Source organism: Tolumonas lignilytica, from assembly GCF_000527035.1.
GTDB classification, from domain to species: domain Bacteria; phylum Pseudomonadota; class Gammaproteobacteria; order Enterobacterales; family Aeromonadaceae; genus Tolumonas; species Tolumonas lignilytica.
In genome coordinates this window covers 1,678,349-1,699,136 of sequence record NZ_AZUK01000001.1, presented here as the reverse complement: position 1 = coordinate 1,699,136, position 20,788 = coordinate 1,678,349, and the positions used below count along the sequence as shown (strand labels likewise).

General features: G+C 47.6%; 20 protein-coding genes. 11 read left to right on the top strand and 9 right to left on the bottom strand.

Annotation, left to right across the window (positions count from 1 at the left end; genetic code table 11):
• Positions 1-8: 8 nt before the first annotated feature.
• Both ilvM and ilvG read right to left on the bottom strand, forming a co-directional pair.
• Positions 9-275, bottom strand: a complete 267-nt coding sequence (gene ilvM, locus H027_RS0107970; protein ID WP_024871935.1) for an acetolactate synthase 2 small subunit — start codon at positions 273-275, stop codon at positions 9-11.
• On the bottom strand, positions 272-1,921 hold the full coding sequence (ilvG, locus tag H027_RS0107965) for an acetolactate synthase 2 catalytic subunit (protein ID WP_024871934.1): 1,650 nt from the start codon (positions 1,919-1,921) through the stop codon (positions 272-274). Before ilvG ends, ilvM begins: the two co-directional genes overlap by 4 nt.
• Positions 1,922-2,453: 532 nt before the next feature.
• Here ilvG and rloA3 point away from each other — a divergent pair.
• Positions 2,454-2,969: a retropepsin-like aspartic peptidase RloA3 gene (gene rloA3 / locus H027_RS0107955; RefSeq protein ID WP_152536703.1), complete on the top strand. Its 516-nt coding sequence runs from the start codon at positions 2,454-2,456 to the stop codon at positions 2,967-2,969.
• A 33-nt stretch (positions 2,970-3,002) separates the two neighbouring features.
• Here rloA3 and H027_RS0107950 read toward each other — a convergent pair whose 3' ends face one another.
• Positions 3,003-3,821, bottom strand: a complete 819-nt coding sequence (locus H027_RS0107950) for a helix-turn-helix domain-containing protein (protein ID WP_024871932.1) — start codon at positions 3,819-3,821, stop codon at positions 3,003-3,005.
• Positions 3,822-3,863: 42 nt separating this feature from the next.
• Positions 3,864-4,169, bottom strand: a complete 306-nt coding sequence (locus H027_RS0107945) for a DUF6506 family protein (protein WP_024871931.1) — start codon at positions 4,167-4,169, stop codon at positions 3,864-3,866.
• 265 nt (positions 4,170-4,434) lie between these two features.
• On the opposite strand from H027_RS0107945, the gene H027_RS0107940 reads away from it, so the two are divergent.
• Genes H027_RS0107940 through H027_RS0107925 form a run of 4 tightly spaced genes read left to right on the top strand, consistent with a single transcriptional unit; the run spans position 4,435 to position 6,918 of the window.
• The gene (locus H027_RS0107940) at positions 4,435-4,740 is read left to right on the top strand and encodes a BufA1 family periplasmic bufferin-type metallophore (protein WP_024871930.1); all 306 of its coding nucleotides are present in this window, start codon (positions 4,435-4,437) and stop codon (positions 4,738-4,740) included.
• Positions 4,741-4,768: 28 nt separating this feature from the next.
• Entirely contained in the window at positions 4,769-5,671 is a 903-nt protein-coding gene (gene bufB, locus H027_RS0107935; protein WP_024871929.1) for an MNIO family bufferin maturase, read from the top strand.
• A complete protein-coding gene (locus H027_RS0107930; protein WP_024871928.1) occupies positions 5,664-6,431 on the top strand; it encodes an HvfC/BufC N-terminal domain-containing protein in 768 nt (255 codons plus the stop codon). Before bufB ends, H027_RS0107930 begins: the two co-directional genes overlap by 8 nt.
• A gap of 4 nt (positions 6,432-6,435) precedes the next feature.
• Positions 6,436-6,918, top strand: a complete 483-nt coding sequence (locus tag H027_RS0107925; protein WP_202593435.1) for a DoxX family protein — start codon at positions 6,436-6,438, stop codon at positions 6,916-6,918.
• Positions 6,919-6,968: 50 nt separating this feature from the next.
• Here H027_RS0107925 and H027_RS0107920 read toward each other — a convergent pair whose 3' ends face one another.
• The 3 genes from H027_RS0107920 to H027_RS0107910 form a co-directional block, all read right to left on the bottom strand.
• Positions 6,969-7,187: a zf-HC2 domain-containing protein gene (locus H027_RS0107920; RefSeq protein WP_237657933.1), complete on the bottom strand. Its 219-nt coding sequence runs from the start codon at positions 7,185-7,187 to the stop codon at positions 6,969-6,971.
• Positions 7,188-7,189: 2 nt separating this feature from the next.
• Positions 7,190-7,804 (bottom strand): RNA polymerase factor sigma-70, encoded by a 615-nt coding sequence (locus H027_RS17660; RefSeq protein ID WP_237657932.1) that lies wholly within the window; start codon positions 7,802-7,804, stop codon positions 7,190-7,192.
• Between the two features lie 86 nt (positions 7,805-7,890).
• Positions 7,891-8,343: a tellurite resistance TerB family protein gene (locus H027_RS0107910; RefSeq protein ID WP_024871925.1), complete on the bottom strand. Its 453-nt coding sequence runs from the start codon at positions 8,341-8,343 to the stop codon at positions 7,891-7,893.
• 268 nt (positions 8,344-8,611) lie between these two features.
• Between H027_RS0107910 and H027_RS0107900 the strand changes: the two genes are divergently transcribed.
• From H027_RS0107900 to H027_RS18815, 4 genes are all read left to right on the top strand, one after another.
• Positions 8,612-9,268: a tetratricopeptide repeat protein gene (locus tag H027_RS0107900; protein ID WP_024871923.1), complete on the top strand. Its 657-nt coding sequence runs from the start codon at positions 8,612-8,614 to the stop codon at positions 9,266-9,268.
• A gap of 9 nt (positions 9,269-9,277) precedes the next feature.
• Entirely contained in the window at positions 9,278-12,355 is a 3,078-nt protein-coding gene (locus tag H027_RS0107895) for a glycoside hydrolase family 19 protein (protein WP_024871922.1), read from the top strand.
• Between the two features lies 1 nt (position 12,356).
• Positions 12,357-13,082, top strand: a complete 726-nt coding sequence (locus H027_RS0107890) for a hypothetical protein (RefSeq protein WP_024871921.1) — start codon at positions 12,357-12,359, stop codon at positions 13,080-13,082.
• Between the two features lie 663 nt (positions 13,083-13,745).
• On the top strand, positions 13,746-14,144 hold the full coding sequence (locus H027_RS18815; protein ID WP_152536702.1) for a hypothetical protein: 399 nt from the start codon (positions 13,746-13,748) through the stop codon (positions 14,142-14,144).
• Between the two features lie 84 nt (positions 14,145-14,228).
• Here H027_RS18815 and H027_RS18325 read toward each other — a convergent pair whose 3' ends face one another.
• The gene (locus H027_RS18325) at positions 14,229-15,392 is read right to left on the bottom strand and encodes a GGDEF domain-containing protein (protein ID WP_024871918.1); all 1,164 of its coding nucleotides are present in this window, start codon (positions 15,390-15,392) and stop codon (positions 14,229-14,231) included.
• Between the two features lie 138 nt (positions 15,393-15,530).
• Here H027_RS18325 and H027_RS0107860 point away from each other — a divergent pair, with 138 nt between their 5' ends.
• Together H027_RS0107860 and H027_RS0107855 are read left to right on the top strand one after the other, a co-directional pair.
• Positions 15,531-16,877, top strand: coding sequence for a diaminobutyrate--2-oxoglutarate transaminase family protein (locus tag H027_RS0107860; RefSeq protein ID WP_024871917.1), 1,347 nt, complete (start codon positions 15,531-15,533; stop codon positions 16,875-16,877).
• A gap of 121 nt (positions 16,878-16,998) precedes the next feature.
• The gene (locus tag H027_RS0107855; RefSeq protein WP_024871916.1) at positions 16,999-18,513 is read left to right on the top strand and encodes a YifB family Mg chelatase-like AAA ATPase; all 1,515 of its coding nucleotides are present in this window, start codon (positions 16,999-17,001) and stop codon (positions 18,511-18,513) included.
• Between the two features lie 32 nt (positions 18,514-18,545).
• On the opposite strand, the gene H027_RS18320 is transcribed toward H027_RS0107855, so the two are convergent.
• On the bottom strand, positions 18,546-20,588 hold the full coding sequence (locus H027_RS18320) for a diguanylate cyclase (RefSeq protein ID WP_152536701.1): 2,043 nt from the start codon (positions 20,586-20,588) through the stop codon (positions 18,546-18,548).
• Between the last annotated feature and the right edge of the window lie 200 nt (positions 20,589-20,788).

Here is a 20,788-nt window from a genome sequence, read left to right as displayed (position 1 = left end):
ATATTTCCTTATGCGCTGATCTTTAAGGCAGATTGTTCAGATTGATCCAATGCTTCTACGTGGAAGACATCAATCAGTTTATTCAGTTGGCTCTGCAATAACTGGATCGGGCGTTCACTCGCCACGGTCACGGCAATACGCAGGGAACTGCTATCGGGTACGGTTTCCATATTTAACTGACACAGAGCAAAGCCACGGTGACGCACCACGCGCAGCACACGTTCCAGCACTTCAGGACGGGAACCGGTGATCAAATTCAGCTGATGTTGCTTCATGGTTTGCTCTCCATCATATCGTGATTCGCGGCACCTGGCGGAACCAGAGGCCAGACATTTTCTTCTGCTGAAATAGACACATGCAGCAGGTAGGCGCCTTTGCATTCCAGCATTCTGGCAATGGCGGCAGGCACTTCGTCTTTGCGGGTGATGGTTTCACCGGCGATGTCAAAGGCGGAAGCCAGACGCACAAAATCAGGGTTATCAGACAGGATCGTTTCACTGAAGCGGGCGTCGAAAAACAGCTCCTGCCACTGACGGACCATGCCCAGACGCTGGTTATCCAGTAACACCATCTTGACCGGCAGTTTGGCGCGGCGCAGCGTGCCGAGTTCCTGGACGTTCATCATAAAGGAACCGTCACCGCTGACCAAGACGACTTCGTCATTCGGGCGCGCCATTTTAGCACCTACTGCCGCCGGTAAGCCAAAGCCCATGGTGCCTAAACCTGAACTGGAAATGTGGTTGCGCGGGCTGTTGAACTGCATGTGCTGGGCCACCCACATCTGATGCTGGCCGACGTCGCAGCATACAACACTGTTTTCCGGTAATGTGTCACTCAGTTGTTTCAGCAGCAACGGGGCATAAATATGTTCGCCCGGATGATCATAGCGCCATGGATAGTCATTTTTCATCGCGGCACAATGTTCGCGCCAGCCGGAGATGTTCAGTGGCATGGCCAATTGTGGCAACACGCGACGCAGATCGCCGTGCAAGGCCACCTGGACGGCACGCAGTTTGCCGACTTCGGCGGCATCCACATCCAGATGGATCACTTTCGCATGCGGGGCAAAGGCCGCCAGCTTGCCAGTTACCCGATCATCAAAACGGGCACCGGCTACCAGCAGTAAATCGGCTTCCTGTACCACCAGATTGGCGGCTTTGGTGCCGTGCATCCCCAGCATGCCTAAGAAATGTGGGCAGTTCGGATCAAGCGAACCAATCCCTTTCAGCGTGGTCACCGATGGCATCTGTGTGGCCGCGGCAAATTCGCGCAGTTCTGTCACTGCATCGGCCGCAACCACCCCGCCACCGACATAAAGCACCGGTTTTTTCGCTTCGCTTAACAGCTTGCGGGCGGCAACGATGGCCTCTTGTTCATCTTCTTCAAACTGTTCTGCAGCCAGTTCCATCAGCGTATCGAGTTCAGCCTTGGCCAACTGAATGTCTTTCGGGATATCAACCAGTACCGGGCCAGGGCGGCCGGAACGGGCAATACGGAACGCATCGGCGATGACCTGACCCAGTTCGTCAACTGACTGCACCATGAACGAGTGTTTGGTACAGGCCAGTGACAGGCCCAGTACGTCTACTTCCTGAAAGGCGTCAGTACCGATCAGCGGCGAGGCGACCTGACCGGTCAGCGCCACTACCGGCACCGAATCCAGCAGTGCATCCGCCAGACCGGTGATCAGGTTGGTAGCACCCGGGCCGGAGGTGGCGATACAGACGCCGACTTTACCGGTAGACCGAGCGTAACCGATAGCGGCCATCGCCGCGCCTTGTTCATGACGACATAACAGGTGAGGAATACCCCCATCGTACAGTGCGTCGTACACCGGCATGATCGCGCCACCCGGATAACCAAAAACCTGGGTAACACCCTGCTGGTGTAATGCTTTGACTAAGTACTGGGCCCCGTTCATTTCCTTGTCCCTTTTGACTGCAAAAATGGCTTAAAAAAAAACCCCCGAGTGGTGTGCTCGGGGGTTTGTGAGTCTTTTCGTCCTGACTAGCGAGTAGCTAATCGCGCCCCGAGCGGTGGAATAATCACCACCACGACCAGGATCACAATAATGCTAATCAGAGACTGAATCTTGCTCATAAAATTCAAAAAATCCGGTTTGTTCCGCAATAATATGCGGGCGTGACACAGAATTAGCATATTCCTGCTCGGGAATACAAGATCTTTTTTAATTTACGGTTGTTTATTTCTTAAGCGAGATGGCATTTTAACTGGCTTAAAAAACCATAAGATCGGCAACAAAGCAGAATAATCGACTAGCAAACGCCGGCATTACTCTTAAACATGGTTGTTGTGATTTTGTTTTTGGTGGGATCAACCAATATCGCGCTGAGGGCGGTTTTTCGCTGTCGCCCATGCTATTTTCAGATTTCAGCTTGCTTTAAGTTTCGTCAGCTATGCTCTATAAGATGGTTTCACTCACCGGAGTTAGCATGGTTTACAGAGCATTTCTTATCGCGTTCATGATGGTATTCACGAGTATGGTCAATGCAGCAGAACCCACCTCTTCCGTATCTTCGCCAAAAGTATTTGGCTGGATAGAAAAGGCCCTATTATTACCGGGCAATTTGCCCTTGAATGTCAAAATGGACACCGGGGCGCTGACTTCATCACTGGATGCCCGCGATTTGGAGCATTTTTCGAAAAATGGTCAGGATTGGGTGCGTTTCGTGGTGGATGTGCAGGATGACAATAATCAGCCGCGCAGCATGACCTATGAACGTGCCGTGTTGCGGAATGTCACCCTGCGTGGTGCCGGCGGCGTTGATCATCGTCCGGCGGTACTGATGCAGATTTGTATTGGCAATCAGGTCTATGAGGAACAATTCACCCTGCGCGATCGTGCGGATATGAAATATCCGGTGTTGATTGGTCGCCGCACCATTGAGCATCTGGGCCTGATTGATGTGAAACAACAGTTCACCACCGAACCAACCTGCCCAAAATAAGCTATTTGTATTCAGATGAATACGGCTCCCGGTTCACGTCGGTATTCTGGACGGCGGATTGTAATAATGCGGTTGCTGCCGCAGTAACCGCTGGATTTCTCCAGGCGTCATGCCGGTGATCGTTTGCACTTCATGGATGAAATGTGGCTGATCACTGAAGCCTCTTTCTAACGCAATATCGAGTAAATGTTGTTGGGGTTGCAACGAGATCTGCCGCAGCGTGTGGTGGAGACGCGCCAGACGGGCGAATCGTTTTGGCGAAAGCGCAAAGGCTTGCTTGAAACTCCGTTCGATATGTCGCTGGCTCCAACCTGTTTTTGCACTCAACAACTCGATTCGCTGATTGGGGGCGTAATAAATCTGTTCGATCAGGCGATCGAGCGTGTTTTCACCACTGTGGTGATGTTTGTGCAGACGAATCAATAGAAACTGCTCAATCAAGTGGATCTGCGTATCGCGGGAGGTGGTCAGCAACAGTTGCTCATGTAATGCCTCCGCCTCCCGGCCCCATAAGGTGGTAAGCGCGGGTAAACTGTCGTGCAATTCAAGGAAATTACGGTCGGTAAAATGGCGCAGCTGTCCGTTTTTAAACCGGATGGCGATGAAGCCGAGGCTGGCCGACGGCATAAATTCTATTGTCTGCTTTCTGGGACAAACCAGATAGCTGGCTGGCAAAGGTTGTCCTGAGCGAAGCGTCGGCGGTTGTCGGTAATGAAAAAAGCATTCGCTGCCGGTTCCCGGCATCAGCATCGGCAGGGTTGCGGTGGCAGGGATATCCCAGCCCCAATATCGGTCAATAAAAGGGCTGAGTGCGGCAGAGGGCGCGTGATGCCAATCAAAGGGCGATATCATCAATCATCCTATTAGTACATGGCACAGAAGAAGTTCATTATATTAGCGGAACAGCTCATCGCCACTCTTAAAACCCAGCCCCGGATGAAAATCAAAACGCACGGCCCCGACGGCAATTTTGTTTTGTACGGCCTGTTTGATACGGGCTAATCCTTCTGTGCCAAAACCGGCACACAATTCAATGGCAATGATGCCTTCTGCCAGCAGTGATTTAGCAACCGCTTCAGCTTGTGCGTAGTTTTTCACGGCAATGGTGGTGACTTCGACATCGCCAGTATTCACGAGTGCACGATGTGTTTCCGGAACGGCCTGTGCGGAAACAAAAATAAATGCAGCTTTTAAGGTCATGGTTCCACTCCTGTAGTGATGGTCAACAGGGGGGAATACTAGCTGTTCACCTCGCTGAAAGATTGTAAAAATGCGACATTATCAAAAATTAATTAGTTTAAAATCAATAAATTAAAAATAATTTAAAAATATTCATCTCGCAGCCGTAAGAAAAATCACCTCCGCCTCGACTATAGCTTCAGGAATTTCATGAGGCGGTAGTTGGTCTCATGCAAATCATCCTGATCACCCTTTTGTTTTTCTTTTGATTTCAAGGATGCAGATTATGAACAAGCAAACAATGGCAACGACGCTGGCACTGGCATTGGGTTCGGTCTTGGTCAGCGCGGCGATGCCCGCAGCGGCGGCCGACATGAGCAATATGGAGAAGTGTTTTGGTGTGGCGATGAAAGGCAAAAACGACTGCAAGGCCGGAGCCGGAACGACGTGTGCCGGTACGGCCAAAATCGATTTTCAGGGCAATGCCTGGAAAGCGGTGCCTGCCGGAACCTGTCTGAAAATTGCGTCGCCAACTTCACCAACCGGGTATGGCCAGTTGCAGGCCTTCACGGAAGTGAAAGCGAAGATGTAAGTCAGGCAGACCTACCGGAGGGCCGAACATGATTCAACATCCGTTATCTGCTACACCGTCCGTCGGCTCTCCTCTCTTCGCGGCCGGTTTACCGGCCCGGGGCGGTGTGGGTCTGAAGCCGGAATATATCGCCGAGATCCTGTGCAGCAAACCTGAGCTCGGCTTTTTTGAGATCCATGCTGAGAACTACATGGTCGCTGGCGGGCCATACCATCAGCATTTAACGCAAATCGGAGCGCAATATGCGTTGTCTGTGCATGGTGTGGGTTTGTCGCTGGGCGGTGAGGCTGCACCTGATCCGACCCATCTGCTGCGACTGAAACGCTTGCTCGATCGCTACCAGCCGGCGAGCTTTTCTGAACATTTGGCCTGGTCGGGCCATCAGGGGCAGTTTCTCAATGATTTATTGCCACTGCCTTATACCCGGCACACGTTAACGCGGGTGTGTGAGCATGTTGCGCAGGTGCAGGCGTTTTTGCAGCGCCCCATCTTGCTTGAAAATCCGGCGACCTATCTGACTTTCCGCGATTCCAGCTTCTCGGAGGCAGAATTTATCCGTGAAGTGGTATGCCGCACTGGCTGTGGTCTGTTATTGGATATCAACAACGTCTATGTCTCTTGTGTCAATCATCGGCTCGATCCATACGCCTATATAGACCAACTGCCGTTGTCGGCGGTGGGCGAGATCCATCTGGCCGGATTTCACGAAGAGCAGGATTTGAACGGTGAGCGGCTGTTAATCGATAGCCACGGTGCTGCCGTGGCCGATGCCGTCTGGCAGCTTTATGCCTATGCGGTGCAAAAGACTGGGCCAGTCGCAACGTTGATTGAACGGGATCAGAACCTGCCTGCGTTTGCGGTCTTGCTGGCGGAAGCGAAACAGGCCGAACAGATCATGCTGGCCTCCAGAGAGGTGCACTGTTATGGCTGATTGGCAACATCATTTCGCGAGCGCACTGACTGCTACGGATGCCCCCATGCCGACCGGGTTTGTCGTTGCGTCCGGGCAGGATGTCACCGCGCGCTGGCAGGTCTATCGGAATAATGTCATGGCATCGTTGATTGCGGCACTGGCCGATACCTTTCCGGTGACACAGGCGCTGGTAGGCGAAGATTTTTTTCACTCCATGGCCAGGCAATACATTCTGGCGCACTTTCCGCGATCGCCGTTGCTGGTGGAGTACGGTGAGGAGTTTGCCGATTTTATCGCGTGTTTTACCCCGGTGGCGCAATTGCCCTATCTGGCGGATCTGGCCCGATTGGAGTGGCTTCGCGTGGCAGTGTATCACGCCGTCGATGCACAAGGTCTTGATCTTCCGGCGCTTTATGACGCGTTGTCCGATCCGGTGGCACTGCTAAGCGCCACGGTGGTGTTGCATCCGTCGGTGCGATTGTTCCGCTCCGCCTATGCGGTGCTCTCGCTGTGGATGGCGCATCAGCAGGACAGTGAACAGATCGAAGTTACGCTGGCGCAACCGGAAAATATCTTGTTGCTGAGACAGCAATCTGACGTGGTGTGTTGTCGGCTGAGTGTGGCGGATTGGCAGTTTGTTGCCGCCATTGCTCGCGGTCTGACACTGGGTGAAGCCATGGCAGAGGTCACATCGTATGTGCCCGGCTGGCGGCTTGAGCCAGTACTGACGCTGCTGATTCGACAACAGGTAATGACAGATCTGAAGCTAGGAGGGTAGCAACATGAAGATGACAGCTTGGGTTACAAAGGGGATGCAGATGCTGTCGAAGATCCCGGATTCCCTGATCGCGCTGCTGGCCCGTTTTGCTCTGGCCGTGATTTTCTGGCAATCAGGGCAAACCAAGGTCGATGGTCTGGTCGTGGATTTGCTGAGCGGAAAAGTCCAGTTGGGATGGCCGCATCTGACCGATTCGGCGCGTTATCTGTTCCGGGAGGAATACCGTCTGCCGCTGATCCCGCCCGATACGGCGGCCTATCTGGCGGCGACGGCCGAACATCTGTTCCCGGTGCTGCTATGTCTTGGGCTGGCGACCCGTTTTTCCGCGCTGGCCTTACTGAGCATGACGATGGTTATTCAGATCTTTGTCTATCCAGATGCCTATCCCACCCATGCTGTCTGGAGCGTGGCGTTTCTCTTTTTACTGGCGAAAGGGGCCGGGCCTTGGTCGTTGGATCACTGGCTCATGCAATCAAACCGTACGTAAACCAGCATGAACCCGCGTTTATAGGCGGGTTCGTTTTATCTATTGGTTATCTATTCGCTGTCCGTTTTTTTCTCGGTATCGAGAGTCGGTTTTTTCCCTTTGGCATAAGCCCGGGTGATGATGCGTAATGTGCCAATCTGTTTATTGAAATTGCGGCAGCCAGTGCAGATCAACAAGTGCAGACGCAATGCCATCTGTTCCTTGAGGGTCAGGTTGCGTTCTTGTGCTTCCGATAACAGATGGGTTGCTTGCCAGCAGTTCATCAGCATGATCACTCTCCTGTCATGAACCAGTTGATATTCAGGCATTCTCGTAACCGCATACGGGCGCGATACAGCATGACGTTCAGGTTGCTTTCCGTTATGTCGAGGGTGCGGCAGATCTCATCGGAATCGAACTCGATGAATTCACGCATCATGAACGCGCGCCCCTGACTGCCCGGCAGATTTTCCAGACACACCTCAAACACCCGCCAGAAATGAGCTTCATGCAACAATTCATCCGGTGTTGCCCAGGGTTTAGGACGCTCGCCGCGTGGCCAGTGGCCGTGGTCATTGAACAGATCGGCAAAATCCTGCTCTGCATCCTCTTCCCGCAGCAGGCTGCTGGCATCGATCAGACGATGCCGCTGGCGCAGGGTATCGGCGATCTTGTTTTTCAGAATCGCAAACACCCAGCTTTTCAGGGCGGCCCGACCGCCAAATGAGGCGACATTTTTCAACGCGCCGACCAAGGCTTCCTGCACGGCATCTTCTGCCTGCGTCGGATCGGAAAGCTGCAGCGTGGCAAATTTCAGCATCTGCCGGCGTAAGTCACCGAGATAGGCCTCGTCGAACAGTGGGTTTGTCATCTCGGCAGTTTGGGCATTACCACGTGGTGCGGGCATCCATAGTCCTTTGCCTGTTGAAAATAGGGTATGTAAGAAGAGTCGTGCGGGAGATGCGTTTTCTTACACCACGGGCGAGAAAATAGTTAACTATTTTCCTGCGCTGCCAGTTTGGCCCGGATAAATTCGGGGTGATCCAGATAAATCAGATCTGAAACCTGACGAATGATGGCTTCTTCCTGCGGGTCCAGTACCCCATCGGCGTAGGCGACCTGCCACATGGCCTTGATGAGTTCAAACCGCTGCGGGTGACTCAAGGTGCGTAATTTATTCGTGAAATCAAAGAGTGAAACGGCCTCTTCACTTTTCCGACGGGCCTGCGCGAGCAATTGTTGCGCGGTGTTTTCATCCACTGTCAGTAAATGTCGAATCAGGTGAATTTTTGCCGTTTCTTCGCGCACATCATAGTGATTGTCGGCACGAGAGACCTCGCACAACAACGACGCGATCGCGAGCTGAATACTGCGGGTTTCAGCAGCTCCGGCTCCACCTTCCTCTGGCAAGAGTTCGCGAAACAATGAACGGAGTACGGCAAACATAGTCATCAACCTCATGCTTTGTATGGGGGTTTTCTTCGGCCCACGTGCAGCAGTCCCCGCATTTTTTCGAAATGGGCCATGGAAGGTCATCAGGAACAGCGGATAACCCGCAGGATAACAAGAACAGAACAATCGCAGCAAGGCTGGACAGTGAACTGTTACAACTCGCAGGTGTACTTTTGGGCGGCAATGATAAAGTGCCGGCGCAAGATACTAAAACGAGACTTAAAAGCTTAATTAAACTATATATTTTAATTGAGAGAATAATATGAAAACCATAGCTTTATCTATTTTGATGTTTTTATTAATTATTAATATTTCACATGCGGCAAATGATATTTCATCGGGTGCTTCATGGTATTCAAAGGGGTTATCAGAGGAAAAAAGAGCATCCGGCATGAATAACAAACTTGAGCAATTGGGTGAAAAAATAACTGAAAAAGAATCAAGGGAATTCACGGAGAAAGTGAATAATCACTATAACCAGGCGCTGACTTTTTATTTGAAAGGTGCCGAAGAGGGTAGTGCTATCTCCGCATGGAAAGCGGCGGGTCTCGGTTCATCAGGGATGGCGAGTCAGTTATCGGATGAAAAAATTAAAACCCTCATATTGCAAGCAGCAAAAGGGAATGTCATTGATGCGCAGATGAGTTTTGTTCTTGATAACTGTAATGCGCAATATACGGAATGTAAGGATAGCAAAGCGGCCGTTTTTTGGCTAAAAAAAGCCACAAAAAATGGCAGTGGTGTCGCCGCCAATATTCTTGGTTTTCTATATGAACATGGTCGCTTAGTTAATAAAAATATGGCTGCATCGATATCTTGTTATAAGTTGGCTTCTGAAGAAGGAAATAAAGAAGCTCAGAATAATATAAATCGATTGTTAAAGAATAAAAACTATCCATCGAATAATAAATGTGAATAAGAGAAAAGCATGAGCGATATTCTGGAAAAGAAGACATTGTTCGAGAAAAATTATGAATATGGGTATGGCGCGAAAGGAGACAGTGACACCGATAATGATGGTAAAAAAGAAATAGATTGTTCACATTTGGTTAATAAGATGGTGCGCAATGCTGGCTATGATATACCGTATCAAACTACCGAACAGCTTAATAAATCCAGCTATTATGATGTGATCGATCCATCAGACGCTAAATCGGGTGACATTTTATTATGGCGAGGCAAATTCAACCATACTGGTGTTTTAGATAGTATCAGTTATTCCGCGTCGCCATCTCGCTTTTCGGGATCTTTTTTCGGTTCACAATCAAGCTCTGGGCCAGCGACAGCCAAATTTGGTGATGGTGCGCCTTATTGGCCAAGACCAACTAAAATTCTGAGACCCAAAGAAAAATATAAAACAGAACATGTTGGCTCATCACAAACATCAGGCAATCAGTCATCTTTTGTTACGTCATGTTGTTTCCCTGTGGTCACCGAAAAAGGTGAACCATATAAAGATGCCGATGCGGTCTATCAATTACTGGAAAAGGAAGCCAGCGGTTTTTATTTGCTCAGTGCTTATAACTTCTGGCATGGCGGCATTCATTTCACCGATGCTTCGGTGCCGCATCATGTAAAAAATCAATCCTTACGCTGTATGATGGATGGCAAAGTGATTGCCTACCGTCTGAATAAAGATTATCTCAGCAGCGACTGGCTGGGTCAGCCACTGCAATATTCCTCATCATTTTGTTTAATTCAGCATGATTATGAGTCACCGGTTAATTCGGAAGACGGAGCCAATAAAGGCAAAAAAAATAAACTGACGTTTTACAGTTTATATATGCATCTGGCCCCGTATTCTGTTTATGCCCCGGCGACGGATGATGGGCAAAAATCGAAAGCAAAAAAACAGCTCAAATTAATACAAACCATCCGTGTCCGGCAGGGTGATACTGCCGCAAAAGGTACTCCTCCCTCTTTGGGTTATCTGGGCGCTGGCAGTATCGTGGATTTAAGTGGCGAAACGGCCCGGTTTACGGTGCAGGAACAGAGCGGCTCCCACAATTACACCTTTGCAAAAGGCATTATTTCTAAAGTCTGTGGCAAAACAGACCATCACATCACTAAAGGTACCTCCGTCTGGGTGGTGGATCATGCAAAGTACACCCAACAGGTCGAGGCTTCAGTCACTAATCTTCCGCCATGTTCTCCACCGGGCTATTGGCAAAGCAAAATGAAAGGTATTGTTAAAACCCGAGTGAACGCCCGTCAGATCAAAAACAGTGGTCAAGCGTTTAGTGAAGCCAACAGCGAAGTGCTGGGCTTGTTAAATATCACGGCAGAATTTGAATTTGACAGTAACGACGTGGTGTTCTGCCATATCGATGGCAAACAGCACAAAATGGCTCGAGTGACACTGTTACGAGGTGGTTACGCGGAAAAAGCGGGGCAGCCGCCCAGCCCGTTCTGGGTGTGCATTGATGAACCTTATGTCACGTTGACAGCTCAGGCTCCTACCCAATTCGATAGCATAGTGAAATGTCATCACCCCATTAAAGCTGGTGATGCAATTGGTTTTATGGGGCTTTATGAAGTACCGAAGATGCCAGCCAATTGTGCACAAAAAATCAGCAAACATCAGGTGCACATTGAGTTATTCAGTACAGACAGCGACAGCAGAATTCAGGCTTTTCTGAATAATGAAGCGGGTCTGACAACGGGTAAGCAATATGTCAAAGTGGCGGCCGGAGCCAGCGTTTATATTCGGGAGGAAGAAAATAAGGAGGAAGAAAACAAAAAAGTGACCTTCAGTACCGCAGGGCTGAAGACTCAGTCATCGTTTATTGTGGAACTGGCTGTTTGTAAAAAAGAGAATGACAGCAGCAAAGGCGTCTTTTACAAAATAAACCAATTGCCGATCCTGAATGGCACGTTTAACGGCTATATCAGTGAAAAAGAACTGACGATCATATCGCAATACGATCTAAGCAAACTGGGCTTTAAATTACTCGAAGAGCAGAATACCAATTCAGATGGTTACCTCGACCCAGACAAAATGCCGGCCTTTTTCCAGCAGTTGTATAAAGCCATTGATAAAGACGGCAAAGAGGGCGTAGACAGCGCCGAAATCTCAGCAGCATTTAAAGACACAGGCAAACGAGAGCAACTGGTGAAGTTGATCGTCAAACATCCGAGCGAATGGCATAAATCAACGATTAACAGCATTAAATTACGCCTTTCCCAGTGGGCTAATGAAACAACCGATCACGAAATCGAAGTGCTGCTGGAACATGAAAAAGCACGAATGGATAAGCTGGAATGGATGAGCCAGATCGCCGCGATAGGGCCCATGGTTTGGCATTTTAATCCAGTTGAGTTGTTAAGGGGATTGAGGTCACAAGGGAAAATCACAGTTGAGCTATTAACCGCTGTTTCTGGAAATGAAAATTGGTTTAGAGGACATGGTGGAGATAGTTCTTATCGACGAAGTTACAAAGAGAGTGGATCTTATCTATATGACAAAGAAAAATTTGTTTTTCTATTAAATCAAATGACAGCGAAATATGAAATAAATAAAAGTGATTATCATTTGGCTCATTTTGTGGCGCAAATAATTTTAGAGACAGCTAGTTTCGATACTGTTATAGAATATGCGTCAGGTAATGCATATAATCCAGGCCGCCATTCTAAAGCTATTGAGAATGGCAATGTAAATGTTGGAGATGGACCAAAATATAAAGGAAGAGGTCTTCTTCAGTTGACATGGAAAAATAATTATCTGGCCTATTCTAAATATAAATATGGAGATGAAAAGATTTTAATGGATAATCCATATATTGTTGGCGATAGTATGGATGTTGCTGTTGATTCTGCGGGATGGTTTTGGCGAAATAATGGAGGAGTGCATAAAAAATATAACGCAAAAGGTGATATTAACATTCTTATTGATAATGAAAAAAATAATTGTGATTTGGTTAGCTTGGCTGTTAACGGCGGGGCTAATGGTGTAGAAGAAAGGCGTGGTTATTTTTTAAAGATAAAAGAGTTATGGGGTTTAAAGTAAAATGAAAAAATTTATATTTATTTTTTTTATGTCCTTTAATGGATTTGCGTTAACATTTAATGATGGTGATGCTGTCATTAATGTTGAAAATGAAAATGGGTTTCTCAAAGCTAATGTTTGTGTTGAAAATCATTGTGTGGACGAATCGAGATTATTTTCTAATTTTGAGGTTGTTAATGTTGAGTTGATTGATTTTGATGGGGACAAAAAGAAAGAAATAGATGTTGAGGTTAATGGCAATTCTTCTCCTGTACAACATATATTCGCTGTGAAAGGAAATCATATTGTTCCATATGTTGATGCCACAGGGAATAAACTAATTTTTTCTACTTATGAGAAAAAATTAGATTCAATAGTGACACATACTCTTGGTATGCCCTCATCGATAGATCGTTTATATAAAGTGACAAAAGAATTCAATCTGATTCAGGTTATAGAGGATAGATGTGTAGATTGTAACGAAATAAAAAGAACTGAACTGTCAACTGGGAATAGATATTTGGTGACAAATGAGGTTGATATTTTTGATAGAAAACCAATTTTTAAGAAAATTTCTGAATATAAGTCATATATTTTAAATAAAGATGGTTCAAAAGCTAAAGGGTATCTGATTAAAGATGACGTTTGCCAAATATTAGGCTATGCAGGTGATGATTTTGAATATGCATATGTTTTATATGGAAAAAATAAGTCAAAATTTTACATTTTGAGCAAAGACTTGAAGTAACGTATAGTCGAGCATTTGTTTACAAGCTAAACACGCCGTACTTCAGAATGACAATACGTTTTTTTAATTAAAATCAATTCTTACTCAACAGCATCTTCAGCCCCAATTCCATCATGGTGATACCAAATACATGGTCTATCCAGTAGCCGATGGCAATGTTGAGGGTGCTATTCATGATCTCGTCCTGGGTGAAACAGCAGTTGATTTAGCTGAGAAAAACAAAACAATATTGTATGGTAGGATTAAAAAAATATATCTTGAAAAAAGATGTGATGAATAAAAATTTAATCATGAGTATTAATTTCGAACTGATAGTTGCCAAGTTTGATAAACTTTTGTTCGATCAAGTCAGCTTTTATAGGCTGCACATTGAAAGCTTTACGGAACATGCGAATAAGTCCTCAGGACAAGAAATGGTGATATTTAATTAATTGATTTTATTATGTTTTGTTTTTTTGCGAGAAGGCTCTGATTCGCATCTTTCCTAATGAAGTTAATGAGGGTGATTATGTTTTTTATAGGAGTTAAAGAGATTTTAATGTTAATTAAATTGTTTGCTTTACTGATTTCTGTGTTTTACTTCTCATTATGCAATGCAGAGCAGCATGTTTATGAAAACAACACCGATTTTACAGTACCGTGTAAAAAAACAGATCATGCCAGTTGATTTATAATGAAAATTCATATGTTGTTTTGTCATCCATTAAATCTGAACCATCCAATATATATTTTGAAAATGAAGTCTATAATATAGTGTACTCATGCGGATTATCATGTGTTAAATATGTTTTTTTCAAAAAACCAAATACTGTTAGCGATGTATATTTAAACTCTTTAGCTATCAGTGATAAAGGAGAATTTGTATTAACAATGTATGGTAATTTAGTTCAGGTATATGAGACTTTTACACATAAAAAAATATATAAAAAGAAGCTCGATAATGGAGGTGATATATTGTCGAATGGTTCTTTTAATGATGCGGGATATGAAGGTGGAAAGTTTTTTATAAGACACAGAACTATCGGTGGCAATTATTCTGAGGAAAAAATATCAATAAAATAAATATAGATCAAAAATGTTTTTATCATAAAAAGTGTTTTTGTTGATGTGTGTAGATAGATAATGATTTCGTTATAAAGAATGTTGTCATCCAGTTTGCACTTGATTGCGCCCCGCTTTCTTTGCGGCATAGAGTGCTTGATCGGCCAGCTTGATGACATCATCGAGCCCCAGTATGGAATAGTTGGAGGTTGCTACCCCGATACTGACGGTGACATGCAGGTATTGTCCATGGATGGTTATTGCTTTGTTTTCAATGATTTTTCGTGTTCGCTCGGCCCATGTTTTAGCACTGGCGGTATCACAATCGGGCAATACCACCACAAACTCTTCACCACCGTAACGAGCCAGAATATCCCGATGGCGGATATTTTCTTTGAGAGTTGTCGCGATTTGTTTCAGTACGATATCACCGACGGGGTGACCATATTGATCATTGACGGCTTTGAAATGGTCAATGTCGATCATGGCCAGACTCCAGACGCGCTGCGTCAAATTGGTGGTTAAGGCAATGGTTTCACTGAGTTCTATGAGTGCGTAGCGATTATAAATACCCGTGAGCGAATCGTAAGTGGCATGCACATAGAGACGCTGCTGCAGCCATTGCGAAGAGATGATCATGATACTGAATCCGCTGGCCAGTAATGACACTTCAGAGGTGGTCATGAGAATGACGTTTTGCAGATTGGTGTCGAGCAGCCCGCTATTGCCGGGTAACAAATGTAAGGCAAATGTGCGGAAAAACGCGTTGCCTAATGCCAGTAGCAGAGAACAGGCAAATAGGAGCCGACCTGATTCGGTCGGTTTTCTGTTTTTTAATGCTAAGGTAATAGACATTACGATCAGACACAGCAAGGTATAAGCGACCACCTGGCTACGAATGATAAAACTATCCTTTCCGGTGCTGAGCAGGGCGAACAGCACCAGAGAAACACAAGGTGCCAGCAGCATTAATAACTTGTCGTGCGGTCTGAGTGATTTTGTGTATTGGCGCAAACCCAGCCAGAGCTGTATGTAGCTGAGAATGATCAGCCCATTTCCAAAGACGACGCTGATCCACAGTGACACATGCAAGCGCAGCCATAAGAAAAAAAGACCTGCCGTGAGCGAGATGAACGCACCAAACCAATACCAGATGCCCGGACACACATAGCGATCGCGAATATTGAAAAATAAGGCAACTGAAAGACACGCACAGATCAGTACGTTCATGAACAAGATGGTTTGTACATCGAACAGGTCCAGATGCATCCGCGCGTTTAACCCTAAACATAGTGGCTCTATTAAACATAGTTAACAAAGTTTATTACGCCAAGATTCATCAGATACCGTTACTATGAGCGCATGTTGTCAAGCCTGTTCGACCCACAATATCGGAGTGCAAGCATCATGGATACCTCGTTCCCTTCAGAAAACAATGAACTGATTCGCCAATATGATATTGAATCAAATGCCAGAACGTATTCTCGGTTTGTCATCAATAAAATTACGTCAGGAGCGGGGACAACCCTTTCTGATGAGGAAGGGAATGTTTACATTGATTGTTTGGCGGGGGCGGGCACGTTAGCTCTGGGACACAATCATCCTGCCGTGATCACCGAATTAAAGCAGTTTCTGGATAGCGGACAGATTTTGCATGGTCTCGATTTTATTACCCCTGTGAAACGTAAATTCAGTGAAATGATCATTTCGTTATTTCCGATGGAATGGCGCGACGAATTAAAAATGCATTATTGTGGCCCGTCGGGTGCCGATGCCACAGAAGCGGCCATGAAATTATTTAAAACCGCCACCCATCGCAGTTCGGTGATTGCCTTTCATGGCGCTTATCATGGCATGACCAATGGCTCGATGTCGCTCACCGGTAATCTGGCGATCAAAGGGGCAATATCCAATTTGATGCCAGAGGTTCATTTTTTCCCTTATCCCTACCTGTACCGCAACCCCTATGGGAAAAATGCGGATGAATTAATCACCATCTCTCTCCATCATATTTATAGCGCATTAACAGATCCGAATAGTGGCATTAAAAAACCGGCGGCCATGATCGTGGAGGCCATTCAGGGCGAGGGTGGCTGCATCCCTGCTCCCGCCAGTTGGTTAAACGGGTTGGCTCGGATCTGTGAGGAGCTGGAGATCCCACTGGTATTGGATGAAATTCAATGCGGTATCGGCCGATCCGGCGATATGTTCGCGTTTGAAGAATCAGGCATCAAGCCAGACGCCATATTGCTGTCGAAAGCGGTAGGCGGCGGTTTACCGATGTCGTTGGTGGTTTATAACCGGAAATATGATTGCTGGAAGCCGGGAGCACACACCGGCACCTTCCGCGGCAACCAAATGGCCATGGCGGCAGGCTATGTCACCTTAGAGATCATAAAACAAAAAAACTTTTTAGATAATGTTCGCGAGAATGGTCGTTTTTTTAAGCATTTATTAAATGAGCTGAAACTGAAATATCCGCAAATTGGTGATGTCAGAGGCCGGGGATTAATGCTTGGTCTCGAGATGATTGATCCACAAAAGAATAATCCATTGGGGCAACCGTTCGGTGACGGAGTTTTAGCGAATAAAATTAAACAAAAATGCTATGAGATGGGATTAATTGTTGAAACGGGCGGCAGAAATGATGCGGTGATTCGGTTTTTACCGCCGCTGATTATCGACAAGACATTAATTTCGCAAGTGGTCGCCATTTTAGATACGGCGTTAAAGTCAGAAACAGACCCTTCTTGATGGTTAAGGGGGCGGTAACGTGACAAAGGCATGACGACAATGCCAGCCGCCACATTTAACGGCTATGTTTGTGGTTGTGGGTTCGGTAACTTCAGCCACAAAATCATGTTCGGAGTGTGGCATGTCACTTGCCGTCGTTTACAGTCGCGCCAGCCTGGGGATAGAGGCCCCGCTGGTCTCGGTTGAAGTTCATCTCAGCAACGGGTTACCGGCTTTCAACATGGTGGGATTGCCGGAAGCGTCGGTCAAGGAGTCACGCGATCGGGTACGTAGTGCCTTAATCAACGGCAACTTTGAATTTCCGGCCAAGCGCATCACGGTCAATCTGGCACCGGCTGATTTGCCAAAGGAAGGCGGTCGCTTCGATCTGGCGATTGCGCTCGGTATTCTGGCGGCTTCCGGCCAGATCCCGGATGCGTTGCTGGCCGACTATGAATTTCTGGGCGAGCTGGCGTTGACGGGGGAGGTACGTTCGGTGCTGGGGGTCTTGCCGGCGGTATTGGCCGCAGGGCGCGCGGGGCGAACGCTGGTCGTGCCGCAGGCTAATGCGGCCGAGGCCAGTCTGATCCAGCAACATCGTGCCTATCTGTGCCATTCCTTATTGCAAGTGTGTGGTTGGTTGGCGGGGCAGCAAGCACTGACATGGGCCGAGCGCAGTGCACAGGGTGAGCTGGAGCGTTGCCTAGTCGCCGATTTGCAGGATGTGATTGGTCAGCAAACCGGCAAACGGGCCCTGGAAATTGCAGCCAGCGGCCAACACCATCTTCTGTTGATGGGGCCGCCGGGCACGGGGAAAAGCATGCTGGCGAGCCGGTTGCCGGGCATTCTGCCTGAAATGAGTGATGAAGAGGCACAACAGACGGCCGCGTTGCATTCTATCGGCGGGTTGAATCCGGGCAAGGTGAATTGGAAATTAAGACCCTATCGAAACCCGCATCACAGTGCCTCTGCCGTGGCATTAGTGGGAGGAGGCAGTAAACCACGGCCCGGTGAGATATCGCTGGCACATAATGGCGTGCTGTTTCTCGATGAATTGACGGAGTTTGAGCGCCGTACTCTCGATTCGCTGCGGGAACCGCTGGAAACCGGCATCATTACCATTTCGCGGGCGGCGAGACAGATGGAGTTTCCCTCCCGTTTTCAGTTGATTGCAGCCATGAATCCGAGCCCTTGCGGGCATTTGGATGATCAGCAACGCGCGAGCCCGGAACAGGTGTTGCGTTATCTGGGCAAGCTGTCTGGCCCGTTCCTCGATCGGTTTGATTTAACGGTAGATATTCCATTATTACCGAAAGGTTCGCTGAGTCAGAAAGTGGAACGCGGTGAAAGCAGTGTGCAGATCCGCGAACGGGTGATCCGCACCCGGGAACGGCAACTGGCGCGCAGTGGCAAACTGAACGCCATGCTGCAAAGCCGTGAAATTGAGCGTGATTGTGCCTTGCAGACCGAAGATGCGCAGTTTCTGGAAAATGCCATTCACAAATTAGGTCTGTCACTGCGGGCCTGGCACAAGTTGCTGAAGGTGGCCCGAACCATTGCGGACATTGCCGGAGATACGCAGATCCAACGGCAACATCTGATCGAGGCATTGGGCTATCGGGCGATGGATCGGCTGTTTCAGCGTTTGAAAGCATAACGATTTTGAACATGACAATTTGGTTTTCATCGTTAGGCGCTAGTACCGACGACGGCCTGAAGATTGAAAATTCGATTCCGGCCGGCGTTTTTAGCTTCATAAAGTGCTTTGTCGGCCAGACTGAGCAAGACATCAATATTGTCGTCTTTTGACCTGAGAGAAGTGATACCAATCGAGACAGTGATGCTTAGGGGTAAGCCATAGCCTAAGGGAATTTTCGCGTTAGCGATCGCTTGTCGTAAGCGTTCGGCCACGCGGATAGCCTCTTGTTCTGTGGTGTCTGGCAACAAGATGGCGAATTCCTCACCCCCTACGCGTCCGATGATATCGACCATGCGCAATGTATCTCGGCACACCGTTGCCAATTTCTGCAGCACGAGATCGCCGACTTTGTGGCCGTAGGTATCATTGATCTTCTTGAAGTGATCCACGTCCACCATGAAGATAGACAAAGAGCCGCCGCAGCGAACCACCCGTCTCAGTTCGCGTTCCGCTTGTTGCATAAAATGGCCACGATTATTGAAACCCGTGAGGTGGTCAGTGTGTGCCTGGCGTACGAGTTCAAACTCAACCGCTTTTTGTGCGGTAATATCGGTGTGAATACCGCTCATCCGGAGTGGCTGATGCTCTGGGGTCCAGGCGGTAAATTTTCCTATTGAACGGATCCAGACCCATTCACCGTCCTTTTTTCGTCGACGATATTCCACCGTGATTGGCTCACCATTTGCCAGACATTTACGGTAAGTCTCCATCACGAGCGAGCGATCTTCGGGGTGAATTCCCATTTCCCAGATATGCAAGCTGCTGGTAAATTCGCAAGGGTCATAGCCCAGTATTTGGGCATATTCAGGACTGACAGAAACAATTCCGGTCTGAACGCTGATCTCAAACCAACCCTGATTCGCGGCACCCAGCGCCAGTCGTAGGCGCTCTTCGCTCTCACGGAGAATACTTTGTGTCTTCGTCAGACGGCGATTCAGGCGCTGCAGGTAATAAGTGATGGCAGAGACGACCATTAAAACGATCAAAACGGCAAACAGTAGCGGCAATACCCATGCGGGAGCATGTTTAGGGTTTGGATCGTAGATGAAACCATCCAGTTGGTAGCCTGGTTTGATGAGCCCCGCGTTGACGAAGCTGTTGGCCATATGCTGCCAACGTCCAGGGTTCATGTGGCCAATCTCGATCAAGTCGGGAAAGATCAGCTTACGCATTTCGGCGGCTTCAAATTCCAGATGTGCTCTGGTTTTCTCGACATGGTATTTATTGAGCAGCAGAGAGATTATTTCATCAGGATGATCCATGGCGTAACGCCAGCCCTTGAGCGAGGCGCGTCGCATTGCTTCGACACGCGTTGGATGATCACGCAGTTCTGCTTCCGAGGTGAACAGAATATCGCTATAAAAATCGATGCGGTAAGTGGACGGGTCAATGATGTTGTAAGCGATATTCTTTTGCTTCAGGAAATAAGGCTCATTGGTTGTGTAGGAGTTAAATGCATCGACCTTTCCTGACACCAAGTCATTGATATTATAGCTGCTGGGTATGATCTGAACTTGTGAAAGAGGAACGCCTTCACTCAGAAACATGCTGAGAAAATCGGCATCTTCCGTCATATTCATGAGCATGACTCTTTTGCCCATGAGGTCGTGCACGGACTCTATACCTGAATCTCGGCGCGTCAATAATACGGAAGGCGAATGTTGAAATATTGCGGCAAGGGCAATGAGCGGTTTTCCCAACAGGCGTTGATACAGTATCTCACTATTCCCTTCCGCATATTGGGCGTGACCGGCCAGTACTTCTGGAACCGGTTGATGCGCCGGGTCGCCTGCGTGGATGCGAACATCCAGCCCCTCTTCTTTATAAAACCCTTTCTCCAGCGCGGCGTAGTAGCCAGCAAATTGGAATTGGTGATGCCAGCGTAATTGCAGGTCAACGATTTCAGTGGCATACACATCTGCAGCGAGAACCATCCCCGCAGAAATGAGCATGAGCAGGCGTAAAATAGCGTTCCAGCTAGTAAAGCCAAAGTAGATAGAGGCACTATTTTCCCTGTGTTGATGCTCGAACACTATGCTTCTCTTCCAAGGGGTTAAACATCCGAATTGATATTAATAGTTATAGATTACACTACGAGTTAAGTGCGTGACATGTATTCTTGCTGACACGATTAACTATGCACAAAATTGATCATCTCGAGTCATATTGCCTATTTTTAAATCACTTCCTTTTTTCTCTTTTCGGCGGTATAAAGGCGCCGTTGTAACTGCCG

Excerpts from the sequence above, each read along its gene's own strand:
- ilvM (WP_024871935.1), bottom strand. The coding sequence starts at position 275 with ATGAAGCAACATCAGCTGAATTTGATCACCGGTTCCCGTCCTGAAGTG.
- ilvG (WP_024871934.1), bottom strand. The coding sequence starts at position 1,921 with ATGAACGGGGCCCAGTACTTAGTCAAAGCATTACACCAGCAGGGTGTT.
- rloA3 (WP_152536703.1), top strand. The coding sequence starts at position 2,454 with ATGGTTTACAGAGCATTTCTTATCGCGTTCATGATGGTATTCACGAGT.
- H027_RS0107950 (WP_024871932.1), bottom strand. The coding sequence starts at position 3,821 with ATGATATCGCCCTTTGATTGGCATCACGCGCCCTCTGCCGCACTCAGC.
- H027_RS0107945 (WP_024871931.1), bottom strand. The coding sequence starts at position 4,169 with ATGACCTTAAAAGCTGCATTTATTTTTGTTTCCGCACAGGCCGTTCCG.
- H027_RS0107940 (WP_024871930.1), top strand. The coding sequence starts at position 4,435 with ATGAACAAGCAAACAATGGCAACGACGCTGGCACTGGCATTGGGTTCG.
- bufB (WP_024871929.1), top strand. The coding sequence starts at position 4,769 with ATGATTCAACATCCGTTATCTGCTACACCGTCCGTCGGCTCTCCTCTC.
- H027_RS0107930 (WP_024871928.1), top strand. The coding sequence starts at position 5,664 with ATGGCTGATTGGCAACATCATTTCGCGAGCGCACTGACTGCTACGGAT.
- H027_RS0107925 (WP_202593435.1), top strand. The coding sequence starts at position 6,436 with ATGAAGATGACAGCTTGGGTTACAAAGGGGATGCAGATGCTGTCGAAG.
- H027_RS0107920 (WP_237657933.1), bottom strand. The coding sequence starts at position 7,187 with ATGCTGATGAACTGCTGGCAAGCAACCCATCTGTTATCGGAAGCACAA.
- H027_RS17660 (WP_237657932.1), bottom strand. The coding sequence starts at position 7,804 with ATGCCCGCACCACGTGGTAATGCCCAAACTGCCGAGATGACAAACCCA.
- H027_RS0107910 (WP_024871925.1), bottom strand. The coding sequence starts at position 8,343 with ATGTTTGCCGTACTCCGTTCATTGTTTCGCGAACTCTTGCCAGAGGAA.
- H027_RS0107900 (WP_024871923.1), top strand. The coding sequence starts at position 8,612 with ATGAAAACCATAGCTTTATCTATTTTGATGTTTTTATTAATTATTAAT.
- H027_RS0107895 (WP_024871922.1), top strand. The coding sequence starts at position 9,278 with ATGAGCGATATTCTGGAAAAGAAGACATTGTTCGAGAAAAATTATGAA.
- H027_RS0107890 (WP_024871921.1), top strand. The coding sequence starts at position 12,357 with ATGAAAAAATTTATATTTATTTTTTTTATGTCCTTTAATGGATTTGCG.
- H027_RS18325 (WP_024871918.1), bottom strand. The coding sequence starts at position 15,392 with ATGCATCTGGACCTGTTCGATGTACAAACCATCTTGTTCATGAACGTA.
- H027_RS0107860 (WP_024871917.1), top strand. The coding sequence starts at position 15,531 with ATGGATACCTCGTTCCCTTCAGAAAACAATGAACTGATTCGCCAATAT.
- H027_RS0107855 (WP_024871916.1), top strand. The coding sequence starts at position 16,999 with ATGTCACTTGCCGTCGTTTACAGTCGCGCCAGCCTGGGGATAGAGGCC.